The organism is Microtetraspora sp. NBRC 13810, from assembly GCF_030268685.1.
GTDB lineage: Bacteria > Actinomycetota > Actinomycetes > Streptosporangiales > Streptosporangiaceae > BSRQ01.
On record NZ_BSRQ01000018.1, the window covers coordinates 54,921 to 72,688 of the forward strand.

Below are 17,768 nucleotides of genomic sequence, written 5' to 3' on the forward strand. Positions count from 1 at the left end.
TTCTCGGCTCAAGGGCGGTATGGGGGAGGTTTGGTTCGGCCGTGACAAACGTCTGGACCGGCCGATCGCGATGAAGTTCGTTCGCGTCGATCAACTGCCCGGTGGCGAGCCGGACCCCGAGCTGGTCCGGCGCTTCGTGCGCGAGTCGCGGATCACCGCACGGCTGGAACATCCCGGAGTGCCGGCGGTCTACGACTGCGGGACCGAGGGGAAGGATCTCTATCTGGTCATGCAGCTCGTCAACGGCCGCTCGATCGCGGACATCCTGGCCGAATCGGGCACGGTGCCCGTGCCCTGGGCCGCGGCGATCGCCGCCCAGGTGTGCTCGGTGCTGGCGGTCGCGCACGCCGGCTCGCTGGTGCACCGGGACCTGAAACCGGGCAACCTCATGCTCTGCCGGGACGGCTCGGTCAAGGTGCTGGACTTCGGTGTCGCCGCAGCGTTGTCCGCCACCAGGCTGACCAGGAGCGGCGTCGTCGTCGGCACACCGGAGTACATGGCGCCCGAGCAGGCCCGGCACGGAACGACGAGCCCGCGGAGCGACCTCTATTCGCTCGGCGTCGTCCTGGACGAGATGCTCACCGGACGTGACCGGTCCGCCGGCCCGACGGCGCCGGCGTCGGCACGCGACCCCTTCCGCCGTGAACCACCCCTCCCGGATCCGGCCTCCGGTCAGGTGCCCGAAGCGCTGGAACGCCTCCTCGCCCGGCTGCTGGCGGAGAAGCCCGGCGACAGGCCGCCCTCGGCGGAAGCCGTGTACCGGGTCCTGGTTCCGTTCTGTGAGGATCTGCCGCCGTTCGCCGGCTACGTGGACGCGGAGGAACTGCACCCCGTCCGTATGTACGCGACAGTGCTCGGCCGCGTCCGGTCACCACGGCCCCGCTACGAATCGGTCCCCTCGGTGACCGACCCGCCCTGATCATCCAGCTCGGGAAGGACGAGGCCGGAGGAGAACCGGTGGCCGGACTGACGGACGAGCACCGCGCCGCCGAGCAGAAGCTCGTCCTTGTCCCCGACGACGACCTCCTCCCCGGAGGTCAGCCGGCGCTCCGCGGGCATGCCGAAGCGCTTGATCGCCGTACCGTTGCGCGAGGCCAGATCGACGGCGGTGAGCCGTGGCATCCGCGCCGTCCCGGACATCTGCAACTTCACATGCTGGCGGCTCACCCGGGCGCGGGCTCGTGGGAACGGCAGGCCGCGTGCGTCGAGATTGATGCCGTAGGGAAGGCGCCCGCGGCCGATGACGAGCGCGAGGTTCTCACTGATCGGGAAACGGATGATCTCGCCGCCGGCCCGGTCCGCGACGACGATCACCCTGGTGACCCCGCGCGGCCCGATGTCCTCCAGCGGCCGACGGCAGGACGGGCACAGCACGGCGCCGTCGCCGCCGAGCCGCGGCCAGGTCAGCAGCCGATCCGGCGAGGACATCGCCTCGATGCACGAAGGCGTGGTGCAACGCCACGCGGAGCGCAGAACCCGTCGGTGCGCGGCGTCACGCACATTGATCCTGTACGCGAAGCTCAGCTCCTTGGCCTCCTCCTGCCGGGACTTGTCCTGCTCCGGCACCTCGCGGATGCCGCTCGGCGCGAGGCGGAGTCCCGCTGGGTCGCCCGCTGTGTCGTCCGCTGTGTCGTACGTCCAGCTCAGGAAGCGGTCGGCGGCGCCGGCGATCCACGGGTGGTCGCGCCGCTGGTCGACGAACCGGTCGGAGCTGATCACATGCAGGCCCCGGTCCCGGGCGAGGGCGAGGAGAACCGGGTCGGCGTAGGGGACCAGACGCAGCTCCCCGGAGCGGACCGACTCGTGCAACCGGTGCCGATCACCCGGCGGAAGCGTGTGCTGGAGCGAACGATCGCCGATCAGCGTCAACGGCGCCGCCGTGCCGTACGTGCGGACCCAGCACTCGCGCACCGCCTCCAGCCGGGACAGCAGCGGCACCTGCCGGCCGAGCGGAGGTATCCGCGGTGACCAGCAGACGTTCGACACGTCGACGACGGCACCCGCTGGTCTCACCGGGAGGACACCTCTTCCGTATGTGCCCGCGCCGGCTCGAACGTCATGCGGAACGCCGGGCGGGGGCGCTGCTCAGGGGCGCTTCGTCCTTGCCGCCACTTTCAACGTACAGGTGGGAGGGGGGCTTGCGGCAAGACCCCGGTGATCCCGCAGAATCGGGGGCCGTGAGCCGGCCGGGCCCGGTACGGATGCCGATCCCGGCTCATGTCCACCAGCCGGCCCTTCGGCCGTGTTCCATGCCGTCACCAGGGGGATTTCCTATGCGCGTGCTGCTGTCCACCATCGGGTCGCGTGGCGACGTCCAGCCGTTGGTGGCACTCGCCTTGGAGTTGCGGAAGCTCTGCGAGGTCCGGATGTGTGTGCCGCCCGACTTCCGCGAATGGATCGAAGGGCTCGGCATCCCCGTCGTGCCCATCGGCCCCGAACTGCGCGCGACCGCCGCCGGCCGCGCGACCGCGTCAGCACCGTCGGCCGCGTCAGCACCGTCGGCCTCGGCGGCTCCGGCGGCTCCGCCTTCGCCCGAGCAGCGGCGGCAGATGGCGGAGGCCACGATCGCCGCCCAGTTCCCCGCGATCACGTCGGCGGCCGAGGGCTGTGACGTCATCGTGGCCGCCACGGCCCTGCAGATGGCCGCCCGCTCGGTGGCGGAGACGATGGGGATCCCCTACGTCTTCGCCGCCTACTGCCCCGCGGTGCTGCCGTCGCCGTACCACGCCCCGCCGCCCGGACCGGGGCAGCCGCCCGCGACCGCCGGCAACCGCGAGCTGTGGGCGCGGGACGCCGAGCGCTTCAACGAGCTGTTCGGCGCCGCGCTCGACTCCCATCGGGCGTCGATCGGCCTGGCGCCGGTCGGCGACGTGCGAAGCCACGTCTTCACCGACCGGCCCTGGCTGGCCGCCGACCCGGTGCTGGGGCCGTGGCCCGAGGACGGCGAGCGGACCGTGGTCCAGACGGGCGCCTGGATCCTGCGTGACGAGCGTCCGCTGTCTCCTGAGCTGGAGGCGTTCCTCGCGGCCGGCGAGCCACCCGTCTACTTCGGCTTCGGCAGCATGCGCGCACCTGGGGACCTCGCCCGGGTGATGGTCGGATCGGCCCGTGCGCTCGGCCGCCGGGCGATCCTGTCCCGCGGCTGGGCGGGGCTGGCACCGGTGGACGGCGAACCCGACTGCCTGTCCGTCGGCGAGGTCAACCAGCAGGCGCTGTTCGGCCGGGTCGCCGCCGTCGTCCACCACGGCGGGGCGGGCACCACGACCGCGGCCGCGCGGGCCGGTGCGCCCCAGGTCGTCATCCCCCAGCTCTACGACCAGCACTACTGGGCGGGGCGCGTCCAGGACCTCGGGATCGGAGTCGCGCACGCGCCCGGCGCCCCGGCCGCCGGCTCGCTGACGAGCGCCCTCAAGCAGGCCCTCCGGCCGGACGTGGCGGCCCGCGCCCGGACCGTCGCCGCCCGGGTGCGGATCGACGGCGCCAGAACCGCCGCGCAGCGCCTGATGACCCTGGCCCAGGGATAGACACCGGTCGGTGATCAGCCGGTGTGGCCGGCGGCGGAACGAGGGCAGGGTGTCCAGAGGACCAGTTGCATCGAATCTGCCCTGCGGGCTTGACCCTGACGCTGCGTCAACCCTCCATGCTGACAGGCATGAGCATCCCGCCTGATCAGGTCCGGGGGTCTGCGATCCACGTGCAGGGCCTGGAGAAGTCGTACAAGGAGTTACAGGTGCTGCGCGGCGTGGACTTCGACGTGGCGCGGGGCGGCATCTTCGCCCTGCTCGGCTCCAACGGGGCGGGCAAGTCCACAGTCGTGAAGATCCTGTCCACGCTGCTCAAGGCCGACGCGGGGACTGCCCGAGTCAACGGTTTCGATGTCGCCACGCAACCGGCGGAGGTGCGGGAGTCCATCAGCCTCACCGGGCAGTTCGCCGCTGTGGACGAGATCCTCAGCGGGCGGGAGAACCTCGTGCTGGTCGCCCGGTTGCGGCACCTCAAGGAACCGGGCAAGATCGCGGATGACCTGCTGAGACGCTTCTCGCTGGCCGAGGCGGGCGCCCGGAGGGTGGCGACGTATTCGGGTGGCATGCGCCGCCGCCTGGACATCGCGATGAGCCTGATCGGTGATCCGCCGGTCATCTTCCTCGACGAGCCGACGACCGGGCTCGACCCGGAGGCGCGCATCGAGGTGTGGCAGGCCGTCAGGGAACTCGCCGGGCAGGGGACGACGGTGCTGCTCACCACCCAGTATCTGGACGAGGCCGAACAACTCGCCGACCGGATCGCGATCCTGCACGAGGGCCGGATCATCGTCAACGGCACCCTCACCGAACTCAGGCAACTGCTCCCGCCCGCCAAGGTCGAATACGTCGAGAAGCAGCCGACCCTGGAGGACGTCTTCCTCGCCCTCGTCGGCGACAACGGCAAGAACGGCCATGACCGCAACGTCGGCGCGGACGCGTAAGGGACCACGATGAACAAGCATTTCTTCGGCGACACCGCCGTCCTGCTGGGACGTTCCCTGCGTCACATCACGCGCAGCCTGGACACCATCATCACGACGGCGATCACGCCGATCGCCATGCTGTTGTTGTTCGTCTACGTGTTCGGCGGCGCGATCAACACGGGGTCGGATTCGTATGTGAACTACCTGCTGCCCGGCATTCTGCTCATCACGATCGCCTCGGGCATCGCCTACACCACCTTGCGGCTCTTCCTGGATATGAAGAGCGGCATCTTCGAGCGTTTCCAGTCCATGCCGATCGCGCGGTCGTCGGTGCTGTGGGCGCACGTGCTGACCTCGCTGGCCGCCAATGTGATCTCGCTGGTGGTCGTCGTGCTCGTCGCCCTCCTCATGGGCTTCCGCTCGGAGGCGGGAGTGCTCGCCTGGCTCGCGGTCGCCGGCATCCTGATCCTCTTCACCCTGGCGTTGACCTGGATCGCCGTCATCCCCGGCCTCACCGCGAAGAGCGTGGACGGCGCGAGCGCGTACTCCTACCCGCTCATCTTCCTGCCGTTCCTCAGCTCGGCCTTCGTACCCACCGCCACCATGCCCGGCCCGGTACGCGCCTTCGCCGAGAACCAGCCGGTGACCTCCATCGTCAACACGATCCGCGACCTGTTCACCCGGCAGCCGGTCGGCACCGACATCTGGATCGCCCTCGCCTGGTGCGTCGGCATCCTCGTCGTCGCCTACATCTTCGCCGATATCTCCTACCGTCGCAGGATCTCCTGAGCCGGTGTCGACCGGTCCGGGCGAGTTGAGGGCATGATCAGAGCATGCTGACGATCGGTCAACTGGCGGCGTACGCCGGCGTCACGGTGCGGGCGGTGCGGCACTATCACCAGATCGGACTCCTGCCCGAGCCGGAGCGGGACGCTTCGGGGTACCGGCGGTATGGCGCGAAGGCAGTCGTGTCCCTCATCAAGATCCGCACCCTCGCCAACGCCGGCGTGCCGCTGTCCCAGATCGGTCAGATGCTCGACGCCGACGCATCGACCTTCGCCGAAGCGGTCCAGAGGATCGACGGCGACCTGCGCGACGAGATCGAACGGCTTGAGATCAGCCGCAAGCAGATCGCGCAGCTCGCTGCCGGGGACAGCCTGGCGCTCCAGCCGGAGGTGGTCTCCTATCTCGATCGGCTCCGGGAGATCGGGGTGTCAGAGCGGTTGGTGGAGGGTGAGCGGGACGGGTGGATCCTGGTCTCGGCTCGCTGGCCCGATCAGATCTGCGAGATCATGCCCGCGAAGTTCGCGCAGCTCGATGACCCGGAATTCGTTCGGCTCTATCGGGTCCTGTCGGAAATGTCCGAAAGCGACGCAGACGACGACCCGCGTCTGGACGAAGTCGCCGACCTCATGGCCGCCGGCCTGGCCGAGCACGCATACGCCTCCGGCGAGGTGGCGCACGACGGTCTGCCGTTCGACCTCCTGGACGCGCTTGCCCTGGAGTACGACCCGCGGGCGCAGCGGCTTCTGGACCGGATACGCGAGCGTGGCTGGGCCAGCTGGACCCGGGCGGAGCGGCTGACGGAGCCACCCGGCTGACCTCCGGCCGCCGTCTCACCCCTGGACGCCGACGGCGGTCATCCAATGTTGGACGTCATGGCTGCGACCATCGCCTTGCTATCCGAACCGGCAAGAACCGTCCTTCCGGTGAACGGCTGTCTGTCAGGGCCATGTGACGTAACGGAAACTGATGCTTCCGCTCGCCTCAGTGGCGCGGCGTGTGATCGTCAGCATGCTAAGCCTGCCTTCATCTGTTTTCACGCACACGTTCCGGCCCTCGGTCAGGGTGTAGACGTGGGCGTACCAGCGCACGTAGCCGGTGGCCTGCGCGCAGTGATGCCGTTGCTCGGGAACCGGAGCCGGTAGCGCGACGTAAGAAACGCGCGTGGACATCGCGTCCAGGTGTGTCGACGAGGACGAGAACGAGATGTCGACACCCGCCGCGTTCTGGTCGGGATTGCGCTGCCCGGTGTCCAGGTCCATGCCTTCCTTGGTGCCTAGCGCCTCTACGGCGCCGCTGGCCAACACCGCCGAAGCCGGCCCGGCCACCTCCGAGGCTGCGAGGTCGGGAGCGGCGCCGAAGACCCCGGCGCGCACCGCGACGACCACCCCTCCAGCCAGCACAGCCACAGCGACGGCACCGACCCACCACCACGACCGGGCCGACTGTGCACGCCTGGGGCTCTCCCCATCGGGGGCCGCGCCGCCGGGGGTTTCGGGCGGGTGAGGTGGGCTCGCGGGTGGGGCGAGTGTGGGCACCGCGTCGGGAACCGGCACGGCACCCTCGGGCGGCGGGGCGGTGTGGTGGGCCGGCTCCGGTGAGGCGGTGGCGGGTCCGGCGGTGCGATGGCGGTCGGTGTAGGTCCATGCCCGCTGCCAGTGGACCAGCTCGGCGTCGAGCTGGGCGCGCGTGGCCTGCGGGAGCCGGTGCCGCAGGCACACCACCACGAACTCGGCCACCCATTCGTAGCGGGGCCATGCCTTACCGCGCTCATAGTCCGATGTGGTGGTGATCGGTAGCCGGTCGCTGCGGTCCCGCATGCCCGCCAAGGTCAGCCCGGCCCACCCGCGCAGCGCTTCCCCGAACTCCACAGCGCTGGCGGGGACCGGGTACGGGCGCGGCGCCGGCCCCAGCGGCTGACTTGACGACATCGTTCGTGACTCCTTGCGGCTGCTCGTGCGCATTGTGCGAGCAACCATGATGCCCGCGCGGGTCGTGCCCTCGCCCCGGCTTTCCGTGCCCGCCCCCGGAATTCCGGGAAAGCGCCCCGGAATCCCGGATTCGTCGCCGGAACCATCACCCACTGTGACTGTGATGCCACGACGCGGGGACAGGCCCCGCGCCCCGGCACGAACGGAGCACGCATGCCGGATATCTTTCTCGGATGGTGGCGCGCGCGGACGGTGCGGCCACTGCTGTGGTGGACGCTCGGCGTCATCGGCTCTCTTCTGCCCGTCCCGCAGCACCTGGTGCTCGCGCTGATCGTGTGGCTGGGGGTCGCGCTCACGATCACGGTCAGGCGCATCCGCGAGTCCGGCCGTCAAGCTCTCGACACGGCCGGGCGGGTACGGGTCATCGCCGATCGGATCGCCGACGCCGTCACCGGCCGCGTCCGCCACACCGGCCCGCCGCCGGCGCGCGACTACGGGCACCCCGCAGCCGCGGCCGGCTACGCCTCGCCCGCGCCCGAGCTTCCGCGGGTGGCGGTGTACTGCCCCGGCGTCCTGCTCGCCGCCGTGAGGGCGGTGTTGGCCGCCGAAGGCATCCCCACCCACAGCGGACCCGCGCCGGCTGAGTGCGCGCAGCTACTCACCCGGCACGGCATCGCACTGCTACCCGGCGCGCCCGGCCCCACCGCCCGCACCCTGGCCGGCCTGCGCCCAGGTGCGGCCCGCCCCTACCGCGCCGCACCTCCGGCACTGCTGGCCGCAGCAATCGCGGCCATCCTCGCCGCCGACGGGGTACTACCGGCCCGGCTGCACCCCGCCGACGCCGACGCGCTCACCGCCGACACCGCCGCGCTACTCGACGCGCTCGATATCGTGCCGCACCCCGGCGCTGGACCATCGCAGGCGTGGCCCGTCCTGGCCGACATCGCCGGCGGCTGGTGATGCGCACAGGCGATTCGCGCTGTTCCTGGAAGGAATGACTTCCGCTGATGTAGTTCTTGACGAAACGGGCCATCGGATGTGAGCTGACCGCCCACGCGTGGGTGACGCGGCATCGTGAAGAGCTTCATTGACCAGTCGGGCCTCGCCCTCTGGACGCCGGCACATCCGCCACCAGGCGTTTATCTCAGTAGTTACCGGCTACTCGGAGTAGTCCAAGACTGTGGCGCCCTCGAAGTAAAGCCCGGTCACCGAGGACAACTACACCGGGATTCAATCTATTGGTCGGGCAGAACGTCAACGCCGCCCCCGTCGAGTCCGACATATACCATCAGCTGCATGATCTCATTGATGGCGTCGAAAGTGGCGGGATCGTTGGGGTCCAGCCTTACGGACCAATGCCGGTCATCGGTGGTATTGGTCATCCCCCATCTTTTGAAGGTGTCCACCTGCTGTTGAACATACTCCGGCTCTACTTGGGTGTTAGTCGTGGCCAACACCAGCACCTTGAAGGTCATGATCTAGTTCTACGCCACAGCTGCGAAGAGGTCAACGGCGGCCAGGTCCACGGCCGGGGCCGGGGCCGGCCGGATAGCCGAGTCGGACAATGTCCCTCAGTAGTTAGCCACTACTCCTCGTAGTTCGGGCGACCTGCGAAAACGAACTAATTTGCAGTTTGTACGGAGAAGAAACGTCGACATGATTTGTTTACCAGTCTCAGATGGCTCTCTCGAGTTGTGTTGGTGGGACAGTCCGGCAAGGGACGGAACGGCACCGCCACCTCTGCGGCCATGCGCCTCATTGAAATAACCACTGAGCTTGCGCCGGTTACTCGGATCGGTGTCAGCGCTCTGTGTGCGTGATTTGGGAAACGTACGGCGGGCCAGGCCGGTCGGGCGGAAGCGAAGAGGTCGGTTGCCATTGCCGGATCTCCCTTGAGAGGGAGAACACGCGGGCTTGTCCGAGGTAGGCGTGGGTGAGGCAGGAGATGTTCCGGGAGGGGCCCAGACGATCTCGTAGCCGGCCCGCGAGGCACGCCGGAGGGAATGATTTCCAGGGAGATGGATGGGAGCGGCATGCCCTCCAGGAGCTGGCCCGGTTGGCCCGCCATGACCTGGTCGTCGGCGATTCGATGGTGAAGGACGGACTCCTCCATGAGGATGGCGAACCGACCGTCTCCCTCGAACCACGGACATCAGCCGGAGAAGTCAGAAGGCCGCCAACGCCCGAAGTGGGCTTTGGCGGCCGTTTGACCAGGTCAGCCCATAGGTGCTATGGGCAGTGGTGGGCGATACTGGGATTGAACCAGTGGCCTCTACCGTGTCAAGGTAGCGCTCTCCCACTGAGCTAATCGCCCCGGTAAACAGAGCGGACGACGGGATTCGAACCCGCGACCCTCACCTTGGCAAGGTGATGCTCTACCAGCTGAGCCACGTCCGCGTGATCGCTTCGGGCTTGGAGGCCCTTGGCGTCTGCCTTACTTTAGCGGATTCCGGAAGGTCCGGAGTCCTTGAGGTGGAGACGGGATTTGAACCCGTGTACGCGGCTTTGCAGGCCGCTGCCTCGCCTCTCGGCCACTCCACCGGGATGAACCCGAGCGGACGACGGGATTCGAACCCGCGACCCTCACCTTGGCAAGGTGATGCTCTACCAGCTGAGCCACGTCCGCGTGCGGCCGGTGAACCGGCCCACGTGGAAACCTTATCGTCATCTCGGACCACGCCACGCCATCGCCATGCGGATCAGCTCCTAATTACCCGCACGTCGTCGCTCCTGACGAACATGACCCGGTGCCCGAACTGGATCTGGTGATAGGTCAGGCCGCCGCGCACGATGACGTGCCGGGCCGGGTCGAAGGTGGCCGCCCGCAGGTAAGAGGCGTCGACGGTGAGGCCGACGGTGTAGTGCTGGCCCGCGGCGAACCTGTACTGCAACGGCACCAGCTTCTGCACCGGGACGCCCTGCGGGTAGGCGGACGCCTCGGGATAGGCCCTGCCGTACAGGGGGACCGAGGTGAGGCCGGGGCGCGGGGTGACGATCCGGCCGCCGGCCGGGACAGCCGTCCGGGCGCCGGGCGGGTTGTGGAACCACGCCCGCCGCCCCAGGTACCAGATCGCGGTCCACTCGCCGCGCTGACCGGCCAGGACGTACTTCTGCCCGGTCGAGGCGCGGGCCGCGTGGTCGTACACGCTGCGGGTGGAGCCGCCGCCCGGGTGCTTGCCCTCGTCCCTGACCAGGGGCGCGTCGTGGCTGGGCGCGTCGTGCAGCCAGACGGACGCCGCGCCGCCGCTCGGGCACACCCGCTCCGGCCGCCTGCCGCTGCACCCGGTGAACGTGGGGCGGTGCGTGTCGAAGTCCGGCGCGATCATGATCGCGCGGGGTCCGGACGGCTCCGCCGCCCGTATCCGGTACCCGGCCGGGACGTGCATCCCCGGCTCGGCCACGTCCGCCGAGGGCGGGCGCGGCGGCGGTCTGAGCGGCATGATCGGCCGCGGCGGCGGGCTCGCCGGCGTGTCGTGCCTCGGGCGCGGGACGGGGTCCAGCGACGTGTCATGCCGGGGCCGGGGCACCGTGTCCAGCGACGACGCGTGCCGGGGCCGGGGTGCCGTGTCGAGCGAGGTGCCGTGCCGGGGACGCGGGACGGTGTCGAGCGAGGTGCCGTGGCGCGGGCGCGGGACGGTGTCCAGGGACGATCCGTGGCGCGGGCGGGGGGCGGTGTCCATGGATGTGGCGTGGCGGGGGCGGGGGGCCGGGCTCGTGGCCTCGTCCTGGGGCGGGCTGGACGGCGGGTTCGACGTGGTGCCGGCGGAGGACCCGGGCGTGGCGCTCAAAGGGGTGGCGCCCGGCGGTGGCGCCGCAGGCGTGCCCGGGTCCGGGTCAGGGGCCGTCGCTCCGGCGCTGAAGGGGTGGATGGCCGTGCCCGCTGTGCCGACGGCCGCTGCGCCGAGGGCCGTCCGGGGAGAGGTGGGAGGGGAGGCGGTGAGGGGTGTCCGGGAGGAGGTGGGGTGAGAGGCGGCGAGGATCGTCCGGAAGGAGACGGGGCGGGAGGCCGCGAGATGCGCGGGGCTGCCGGACCGTGGTCGCTCCGGGACGGTCGCGGCCGACGGGGTCTGCGCGGCCAACAGCGGGTGCGCGGCCGACGGGGGGTGGGAGTCCGACCGGGGGTGTGCGTTCAGGGGTGGGTGGGCGGTGGTGGTGTGGGGTGGGTGGGGGGTCGCGTCGACGGGGGCGGCCAGGTGGCGGGTGGGGGTGGGTCTGAGGGGGGCGCCGAGGAGGCGGAAGTAGTGGGCCCAGTCCCAGTACGGGCCGGGGTCCTCGTGCATGCCCTGGACCTCGGAGGGGGTGGTGCCGGGCACGTTGTCGTGGCCGAGGATGTGCGCGCGGTCCAGCGGGATCCGGTACTTCCCGGCGAGATGACGCACCAGCTTCGCCGACGCGCGGTACATCGCCTCGGTGTACCAGGCGCCTCCCTGGGCGAGGTACCCCTCGTGCTCCAGGCCGATCGATCGCGCGTTGACGTACCAGTTGCCGCTGTGCCAGCCGATGTCACGGGTCCGCAGGTGCTGGGCGATCTGCCCGTCGCGGGAGCGCAGGGTGTAGTGCCAGCTCACGTAGGAGGGGTTCTTGCTCAGCCGGGTCATGGTGTCGTAGGTGGTCTCGCCGTCGTGGACGATGATGTAGTCGATCTCCCGGGGGCCGCGCAGCCGGTCGTGGTTGCCGTACCTGCCCTTGCCGAGCTTCTCGTACGCGCCGGGCATCCATTCGCACGACACCGACGCGGGACACTCGGCCTGCCCGCTCCCGGACCGGTCGGGCGCCGGGGTCCTGCTCGCCGCCCGCAGCCCGGGGGCCGGCGCGAGCCGTACGGCGTGGCCGTCGTCGGTGGTCGCCTGCATCCCCGACCTGATCAGCGCGTAGACCTCCTCGGCGAATCCGGAGCGCCGGGCAGGCTCGCCGGTCGGGGAGGCGTAGGCGGCGACGGCGTCGTACCACCGGGCGGGGTCGGCGGAGAGCGGCCCGCCGAGCCGCCGCTGGTGCTCGGCGAGAAGCGCCGCGCCGCCCCGGATGTTGGCCGCCGGATCGGACCGGAGTACGGCCGAGTCGAGCCCGGTGATCCGCGCCGCCCGCATGACGTTGTCCACCTGGGGAACCATCCCGGTGGCCGCCTCCCGCGACGCGCCCGCCCCGTGCCGGACGCCGGCCACCCGGGCGGCGCCGGACAGCGCGCGGCGGGCGGAGCCGGGGTGCGGGAAGGGGGCGGAGAGGGGGGCGGATCCTCGGTGGGGGGTGGAGTCGTGGCCGGGGTCCAGGAGGGAGGCGGAGCCGGGGGAGTGGAGGGTCAGGCGTGGGCGGCTGTCGTCGCCGCGCGGGTCCTCGGTCCCGTCGTGGTGGTGGCCGTGGGGGTGCGCGGCGTGCCGCGGGGGTGCGGTCGTGAGGTGCATCGGGCCGTAGCCGCCCGCGGTGCTGGGCAGCCCGCCGTGGGTGTCCCAGCGCGACTCCAGGTAGGAGACGGCGAGCAGCACGCTCTCCGGCACGCCGTACGCCCGCGCGGCCCGCGCGTAGTCGGCCTGCCGGGCGGACCCGGCGTCCCCGGCGGACCCCGCGGACCCGCCGGACCCGGCGGCGTCGGAGGGGACATGCGCGGAGGCGGTGGGATGCGCGGAGGCGGTGGGAAGGGCGGGCAGGGCGTGGGCGGGCGGGGTGATGGCGAGGTCGGCGACGGCGAGAGTGACGGCGAGAGTGACGGCGGCGGACGGCGATCCGGAACGCATAGAGTTACTCCTCGAATGCTCTTCGCTGCATAGAGTAACCGGTTGCGGGCGATGTCCCTTTTAGGCGAGGAACCTCGGCGAGCCGTCAAGGAGGATCGGTATGCAAAACACGCGGCGTTCTGCCCGAATTCGGGCAGAAAAGTTGTTGATCGCTACTTCGGCTGCGTAAGGTCCTGCTCTGTGACCGTGACGCGGCATCCTCATCAGGATCTGATCATCCACCTCACCAGGACGAGCGCGCTCGGCCCCGGTGAGGCGGCGCGGGTCGTGGCCGATGTGCTGACCTACTTCTCCGAGGGCACGGAGGCGTTCGTTCGCCGCCGGCACGGGGAGTTGAAGTCCGGCGGGCTGACCAACGAGGAGATCTTCCGACGGATCTCCGCGGAACTGCCGTCCAGGCGGGTCGCGGCACCGGAGCTGTCCGTGCGGCAGCTCCGCAGGATCGTTTACGGGTAAGGAGCTCTATTCGATGTGCGGAATTGTCGCCTATGTGGGGCCGAAAGACGCTGCGCCGATCCTGCTGGAGGGGTTGCAGCGTCTTGAGTACCGCGGCTATGACTCTGCCGGTCTGGCCGTCGTCAACCGGGGGCTGAAGACGCGCAAGGTCAAGGGCAGGGTCGCCGACCTGGCCTCCGCCGTACCGGCGCGGTTCAAGGGCGGCATCGGCATCGGGCACACCCGCTGGGCCACCCACGGCGTGCCCAGCGACCTCAACGCCCACCCGCACCTCGACGCCGCCGAGCGGATCGCGGTCGTGCACAACGGCATCATCGAGAACGCCGACGAGCTGCGCGCCAAGCTGACGGCCGACGGCGTCGACTTCGCCTCGGAGACCGACAGCGAGGTGCTCGCGCACCTGATCTCCCGCACCGTGAAGGACACCGACTCCCTGGAGGAGGCGGTCAGGACCGCGCTCAAGCTGGTCGTCGGCACGTACGGGATCGCCGTGGTGGACGCGGAGCGGTCCGGCGAGGTGGTCGTGGCGCGCAACGGCAGCCCGATCGTGCTCGGCATCGGTGAGAAGGAGATGTTCGCCGCCTCCGACGTGGCCGCGCTGGTCCGGTACACCCGCCAGGTCGTGCACCTGGAGGACGGCGAGCTCGCGGTGCTGCGCGCGGACGGCTTCCACACCTTCACGATGGACGCCAGGGAGACGGCCAAGGTGCCGCTCACCGTGGACTGGGACGCGGGCCACTACGACACCGGCGGCTACGAGCACTACCTGCTCAAGGAGATCTCCGAGCAGCCGGACACGGTGGCCCGGACGCTGCGCGGCCGGATCGACGACCGCTTCCACATCGCCCACCTGGGCGGGCTCAACCTCACGCCGCACGAGACCCGGGCGTTCCGCCGGGTGAAGATCATCGGTTGCGGCTCCGCTTACTACTCCGGCCAGATCGGCGCCCAGCTCATCGAGGAGCTGGCCCGCATCCCGGCCGACGCCGAGCCCGCCAGCGAGTTCCGCTACCGCAACCCGGTGGTCGAGCACGACACGCTCTACGTCGCGATCAGCCAGTCCGGCGAGACCTACGACACGCTGGCAGCCGTGCAGGAGCTCAAGCGCAAGGGCGGCCGGGTCCTCGGCATCGTCAACACGGTGGGCAGCGCGATCGCCCGGGAGTGCGACGGCGGCGTCTACCTGCACGCGGGGCCGGAGGTGTCGGTGGCCTCCACCAAGGCGTTCACCTCCACGGCGGTGTCGTTCGCGCTGCTGGCCCTGCACTTCGGCCGGGTGCACGACCTGTCGCCGGCCGACGGCCGCCGGATCTGCGAGGCGCTGCGGCTGCTGCCCGGCCAGATCGCGCAGATCCTGGAGCTGGAGCCGAGGATCGCCGAGCTGGCCCGCAAGTACGCCGATCACCCCAGCATGATGTTCGTCGGCCGGGTCCGGGGCTATCCGGTGGCCAGGGAGGGCGCGCAGAAGCTCAAGGAGATCTCCTACGTGCACGCGGAGGCGTATCCCGCGAGCGAGCTCAAGCACGGCCCGCTGGCGCTGATCGGCCCGGACATGCCGACGGTGGCGATCGTCCCCGACGACGAACTGCTGGACAAGAACCTCACCACGCTGGGCGAGATCCGGGCCCGCGGCGGCCGGGTGCTCATGGTGGGCCACCGCGAGGCCGACCCCAGGCTGGCCGACGACTGCATCGTGGTGCCCAAGAGCGAGGTCGAGCTGGACCCGATCCTGCTGACGCTGCCGCTCCAGCTCTTCGCCTACCACGCGGCCGTGGCGCTGGGCCGCGACGTGGACAAGCCGCGCAACCTCGCCAAGAGCGTCACGGTGGAGTAGTCAGCGCCGGACGAGGAGTCTCGTGGGCCGGTGCACCAGGGTGCCTTCGGTCCACGGGACCTCGCCGGCGGGCACGGCCAGGGTGAGGCCGGGGGCCAGCTCGGTCAGCACGGTCAGGATCTCGCGCAGCTCCATCCTGGCCAGGTTGGCGCCCAGGCAGAAGTGCGGGCCGCGGCCGAAGGCGAGGTGCGGCGGGCCCTCCCGGTCCAGGACGAGGGCTCCGGCCTCGGTGAAGGCCGTCGGGTCGTGGTTGGCGCCGGCCAGCCCGGCGATCACGCCCTCGCCCTTGCGCACCGTGCCCGAGGGCAGCTCGACGTCCTCGGTGGCCACCCGGAGGAACGCCGCCAGCGCCGGCGACTCCACCCGCAGCAGCTCCTCCACCGCGGTGCCGGCCAGCTCGGGCTCGGCGACCAGCCGCTCGTAGCCGTCGCGCGGGTCGAGCAGCCGCAGCATCGCGCGGGCCAGCAGGGACGCCGTGGTCTCGTGCCCGGCGAGGAAGAGCCCGATCGTGTTGATCACCAGCTCCTCGTCGGTCAGCCGGTCGCCCTCGTCCCTGGCCCTGATCATCGAGGCGAGCAGGCCGTCACCCGGGTCGTCGCGGTGCGTGGCGATCAGCTCGGTGGTGTAGGCGTGGAACTCCGCGGCGGCGGCGACCTTCTCCTCCGGCGGCAGGCTCGACGTGGACAGCATCGCCTCGGACCAGCCGCGCACCCGCGCGACGTCGATCCCGGCCACTCCCATCACGTCGCACATGATCTGGATGGGCAACGGGAAGGCGAAGTCGTCCACCAGGTCGAACCCGGCCGGCAGCGCGGTGAGCAGGTCGCGGGCGATCGCGCGCACCCGGGGCCGCCAGGACTCGACCTGGCGCGGGGTGAAGGTGCCCGACAGCAGCCTGCGCATCCTGGTGTGCCGGGGCGGGTCCATGCTGAGCAGCGTGTCGGGGAGGGCCGCGAGGTCGAAGCCGTCGAACATCCGGGGCGCGCCCGGATAGAACAGCTCCCTGCTGAACCGCGGGTCGATCAGCACCGCGGCGACGTCGTCGTGCCTGACGGCGAGGGTGACGACGTCGCCGCTGGGCAGCCGCACCGGCCCGAGCGGGTCGTCCCGCCGCCTCGCGTCCCACTCGTGCGCGGGGCAACCCCGAGGGCCGCTCTGAAAGGGATAGCTCTCGATTTCGGCCACGAGCGGACCATACCCGCGGATCCGCGGGCTGAGAAGGCCCGGACTCCCCACCCTCGTGGTCACGTTCCGTGATGAGGGGATAACCTATGGTATGAGTCCTTTCGTGGGAAGTGGGGCACATGTACCGTCGGGGGTTTCTCGCGCTCGGGGCCGGGCTGGTCGCCGCGGCCGCGGGCTGCTCCACCCGCGGCCCTACGGCGGAGCGCTCCCTGACCGGGCTCTCCGTGGTCGCCGCGACGGCGGCCAGGCCGGAGTGGCGTGAGGTCGCCGCCGTCCTCGTCGCGGCGCTCGGCGCCGCGGGGCTCGCCCGCGCGCCCCGGGCCGACAGCCGCTCCGACGCGCCCGTCACGGTGGTCAGGGACGTGCTGGGCGGGCGGCCCGCGGCGGGATCCGCCGGGTGGCTCCTCGCCGGGGTGCCGCTGGTCGCCTCGGTCGAGATGGACGATGCCGGGCGCGCGCTGGAGTCCGCGACCCCGCTCGCCCGGCTGATCGGCGACCGGGAGGTGCTCGTGGTGCCCCACGCTTCCCGGCTGCGCGACTTCGAGGCGTTCGCCGCCGCGCTCCGGCGGGCGCCGGACAGCCTCCACGTCGCGGGCGGCCCCGCGGGCGGCGCCGAGCACGTGCTCTTCGGCCTGATCGCCCAGGGCCTCGGCGTGGACGCCAGGCGGGTGGAGTACGCGGGCTACTCGACCGCGGGCCTGGCGGCCTCGGCCGTGCTCGCCGGGCGGGTGCCGGTGGCCATCGGCAGGCTGGGGGAGTGGCGGCGGCTGCTGAGCTCCGGCGCGGCCAGGGCGCTCGCCGTGTCCTCCGCCGCCAGGATCGACGGCGTCGACGCGCCGAGCCTGCTCGAATGCGGCGTCGGGGTCGACTTCGCCGACTGGTGCGGCCTGCTGGGACCCGCGGGGATGACCGACGACGAGCGGGTGGCCGCGGCCGGCGTCTGCGACCGGCTGGGAGAGGCCTCCGGCTGGCGGGACGCGTGCCGGGCCCACGGCTGGCCCCCGCTGCACCTCGGCGGCGACGGCTTCGCCCAGTGGTTCGGCGCCGAGATCGCCAGAACCCGGGCCGTGCTCCGCGATCTCGGCCTCCTCGCCCACCCGGACACAACTTATGGGGGGTAGTTGCGTTCCCCGCCACTAGATGTAGGATCCCGTGATGTTGCTGGTTCGCCTGTCACAGGCGAGGCAAGAGGGAACCCGGTGGAAGTCCGGGACTGCCCCGCAGCGGTGAACGGGAACGACCGCCGTCAAGAGCACTGGGCCGATCGCACGGCCCGGGAAGCGACGGCCAGTAGGACGCGCCTGGTGCCTCACCGGGCGCGGCGCCCGTGAGTCCGAAGACCTGCCGGCGACGCCGCGCGCCCCCGGCCGGGGGCGCGCGCGGTCCAGGGCCTCGAGGGAGGG

The 17,768-nt window shown here is 71.1% G+C and carries 15 protein-coding genes, 4 tRNA genes and 1 riboswitch; of the genes, 9 read left to right on the top strand and 10 right to left on the bottom strand.

The window, feature by feature from the left end:
* Positions 1-19 precede the first annotated feature (19 nt).
* Positions 20-919 carry a serine/threonine-protein kinase gene (locus tag QSK26_RS29760; protein ID WP_285778605.1) on the top strand — a complete coding sequence of 300 codons (900 nt, stop codon included), beginning with the start codon at positions 20-22 and terminating at the stop codon, positions 917-919.
* On the opposite strand, the gene QSK26_RS29765 is transcribed toward QSK26_RS29760, so the two are convergent.
* The gene (locus QSK26_RS29765; RefSeq protein ID WP_285778606.1) at positions 883-2,013 is read right to left on the bottom strand and encodes an FHA domain-containing protein; all 1,131 of its coding nucleotides are present in this window, start codon (positions 2,011-2,013) and stop codon (positions 883-885) included. The two genes, QSK26_RS29760 and QSK26_RS29765, sit on opposite strands and share 37 nt — an antisense overlap.
* 260 nt (positions 2,014-2,273) lie before the next feature.
* Between QSK26_RS29765 and QSK26_RS29770 the strand changes: the two genes are divergently transcribed.
* The 4 genes from QSK26_RS29770 (at position 2,274) to QSK26_RS29785 (ending at position 6,048) form a co-directional block, all read left to right on the top strand.
* Entirely contained in the window at positions 2,274-3,524 is a 1,251-nt protein-coding gene (locus QSK26_RS29770; RefSeq protein WP_285778607.1) for a glycosyltransferase, read from the top strand.
* A gap of 128 nt (positions 3,525-3,652) precedes the next feature.
* Positions 3,653-4,465 carry an ABC transporter ATP-binding protein gene (locus tag QSK26_RS29775; protein WP_285778608.1) on the top strand — a complete coding sequence of 271 codons (813 nt, stop codon included), beginning with the start codon at positions 3,653-3,655 and terminating at the stop codon, positions 4,463-4,465.
* A gap of 9 nt (positions 4,466-4,474) precedes the next feature.
* A complete protein-coding gene (locus tag QSK26_RS29780) occupies positions 4,475-5,236 on the top strand; it encodes an ABC transporter permease (RefSeq protein WP_285778609.1) in 762 nt (253 codons plus the stop codon).
* 44 nt (positions 5,237-5,280) lie between these two features.
* Complete coding sequence (locus tag QSK26_RS29785) at positions 5,281-6,048, top strand: MerR family transcriptional regulator (RefSeq protein WP_285778610.1); 768 nt, start codon at positions 5,281-5,283, stop codon at positions 6,046-6,048.
* A 123-nt stretch (positions 6,049-6,171) separates the two neighbouring features.
* Here the strand turns inward: QSK26_RS29785 and QSK26_RS29790 are convergent, their stop codons facing one another.
* Positions 6,172-7,050: a hypothetical protein gene (locus QSK26_RS29790; RefSeq protein WP_285778611.1), complete on the bottom strand. Its 879-nt coding sequence runs from the start codon at positions 7,048-7,050 to the stop codon at positions 6,172-6,174.
* Positions 7,051-7,374: 324 nt separating this feature from the next.
* On the opposite strand from QSK26_RS29790, the gene QSK26_RS29795 reads away from it, so the two are divergent.
* Positions 7,375-8,121 carry a hypothetical protein gene (locus tag QSK26_RS29795; RefSeq protein WP_285778612.1) on the top strand — a complete coding sequence of 249 codons (747 nt, stop codon included), beginning with the start codon at positions 7,375-7,377 and terminating at the stop codon, positions 8,119-8,121.
* 275 nt (positions 8,122-8,396) lie between these two features.
* Here QSK26_RS29795 and QSK26_RS29800 read toward each other — a convergent pair whose 3' ends face one another.
* The 7 genes from QSK26_RS29800 to QSK26_RS29825 all read right to left on the bottom strand — a co-directional run bounded on the left by QSK26_RS29800 (position 8,397) and on the right by QSK26_RS29825 (position 12,890).
* Complete coding sequence (locus QSK26_RS29800; RefSeq protein ID WP_285778613.1) at positions 8,397-8,636, bottom strand: hypothetical protein; 240 nt, start codon at positions 8,634-8,636, stop codon at positions 8,397-8,399.
* Between the two features lie 146 nt (positions 8,637-8,782).
* Complete coding sequence (locus tag QSK26_RS41930) at positions 8,783-9,280, bottom strand: Scr1 family TA system antitoxin-like transcriptional regulator (RefSeq protein ID WP_352244422.1); 498 nt, start codon at positions 9,278-9,280, stop codon at positions 8,783-8,785.
* A gap of 120 nt (positions 9,281-9,400) precedes the next feature.
* Positions 9,401-9,475: transfer RNA gene (locus tag QSK26_RS29805), tRNA-Val, on the bottom strand.
* Positions 9,476-9,485: 10 nt separating this feature from the next.
* Positions 9,486-9,558 (bottom strand) — tRNA-Gly (locus tag QSK26_RS29810).
* Positions 9,559-9,631: 73 nt separating this feature from the next.
* Positions 9,632-9,702: transfer RNA gene (locus QSK26_RS29815), tRNA-Cys, on the bottom strand.
* Positions 9,703-9,714: 12 nt separating this feature from the next.
* Positions 9,715-9,787, bottom strand: a tRNA-Gly gene (locus tag QSK26_RS29820).
* Positions 9,788-9,860: 73 nt separating this feature from the next.
* Positions 9,861-12,890 carry an N-acetylmuramoyl-L-alanine amidase gene (locus tag QSK26_RS29825; RefSeq protein WP_285778614.1) on the bottom strand — a complete coding sequence of 1,010 codons (3,030 nt, stop codon included), beginning with the start codon at positions 12,888-12,890 and terminating at the stop codon, positions 9,861-9,863.
* Positions 12,891-13,070: 180 nt separating this feature from the next.
* On the opposite strand from QSK26_RS29825, the gene QSK26_RS29830 reads away from it, so the two are divergent.
* Complete coding sequence (locus QSK26_RS29830; protein ID WP_285778615.1) at positions 13,071-13,346, top strand: hypothetical protein; 276 nt, start codon at positions 13,071-13,073, stop codon at positions 13,344-13,346.
* A gap of 13 nt (positions 13,347-13,359) precedes the next feature.
* On the top strand, positions 13,360-15,180 hold the full coding sequence (gene glmS / locus QSK26_RS29835; RefSeq protein WP_285778616.1) for a glutamine--fructose-6-phosphate transaminase (isomerizing): 1,821 nt from the start codon (positions 13,360-13,362) through the stop codon (positions 15,178-15,180).
* Here the strand turns inward: glmS and QSK26_RS29840 are convergent, their stop codons facing one another.
* Positions 15,181-16,365: a cytochrome P450 gene (locus tag QSK26_RS29840; RefSeq protein WP_285778617.1), complete on the bottom strand. Its 1,185-nt coding sequence runs from the start codon at positions 16,363-16,365 to the stop codon at positions 15,181-15,183.
* A 119-nt stretch (positions 16,366-16,484) separates the two neighbouring features.
* Between QSK26_RS29840 and QSK26_RS29845 the strand changes: the two genes are divergently transcribed.
* Positions 16,485-17,486 (top strand): Bug family tripartite tricarboxylate transporter substrate binding protein, encoded by a 1,002-nt coding sequence (locus QSK26_RS29845; protein WP_285778618.1) that lies wholly within the window; start codon positions 16,485-16,487, stop codon positions 17,484-17,486.
* A gap of 24 nt (positions 17,487-17,510) precedes the next feature.
* Positions 17,511-17,728: riboswitch (cobalamin riboswitch) on the top strand.
* Positions 17,729-17,768 lie beyond the last annotated feature (40 nt).

Bases quoted from the DNA above. Each gene is read 5' to 3' on its own strand.
- QSK26_RS29760 (WP_285778605.1), top strand. From the start codon at position 20: ATGGGGGAGGTTTGGTTCGGCCGTGACAAACGTCTGGACCGGCCGATC.
- QSK26_RS29770 (WP_285778607.1), top strand. From the start codon at position 2,274: ATGCGCGTGCTGCTGTCCACCATCGGGTCGCGTGGCGACGTCCAGCCG.
- QSK26_RS29775 (WP_285778608.1), top strand. From the start codon at position 3,653: ATGAGCATCCCGCCTGATCAGGTCCGGGGGTCTGCGATCCACGTGCAG.
- QSK26_RS29780 (WP_285778609.1), top strand. From the start codon at position 4,475: ATGAACAAGCATTTCTTCGGCGACACCGCCGTCCTGCTGGGACGTTCC.
- QSK26_RS29785 (WP_285778610.1), top strand. From the start codon at position 5,281: ATGCTGACGATCGGTCAACTGGCGGCGTACGCCGGCGTCACGGTGCGG.
- QSK26_RS29790 (WP_285778611.1), bottom strand. From the start codon at position 7,050: ATGCGGGACCGCAGCGACCGGCTACCGATCACCACCACATCGGACTAT.
- QSK26_RS29795 (WP_285778612.1), top strand. From the start codon at position 7,375: ATGCCGGATATCTTTCTCGGATGGTGGCGCGCGCGGACGGTGCGGCCA.
- QSK26_RS29800 (WP_285778613.1), bottom strand. From the start codon at position 8,636: ATGACCTTCAAGGTGCTGGTGTTGGCCACGACTAACACCCAAGTAGAG.
- QSK26_RS29825 (WP_285778614.1), bottom strand. From the start codon at position 12,890: ATGCGTTCCGGATCGCCGTCCGCCGCCGTCACTCTCGCCGTCACTCTC.
- glmS (WP_285778616.1), top strand. From the start codon at position 13,360: ATGTGCGGAATTGTCGCCTATGTGGGGCCGAAAGACGCTGCGCCGATC.
- QSK26_RS29845 (WP_285778618.1), top strand. From the start codon at position 16,485: ATGTACCGTCGGGGGTTTCTCGCGCTCGGGGCCGGGCTGGTCGCCGCG.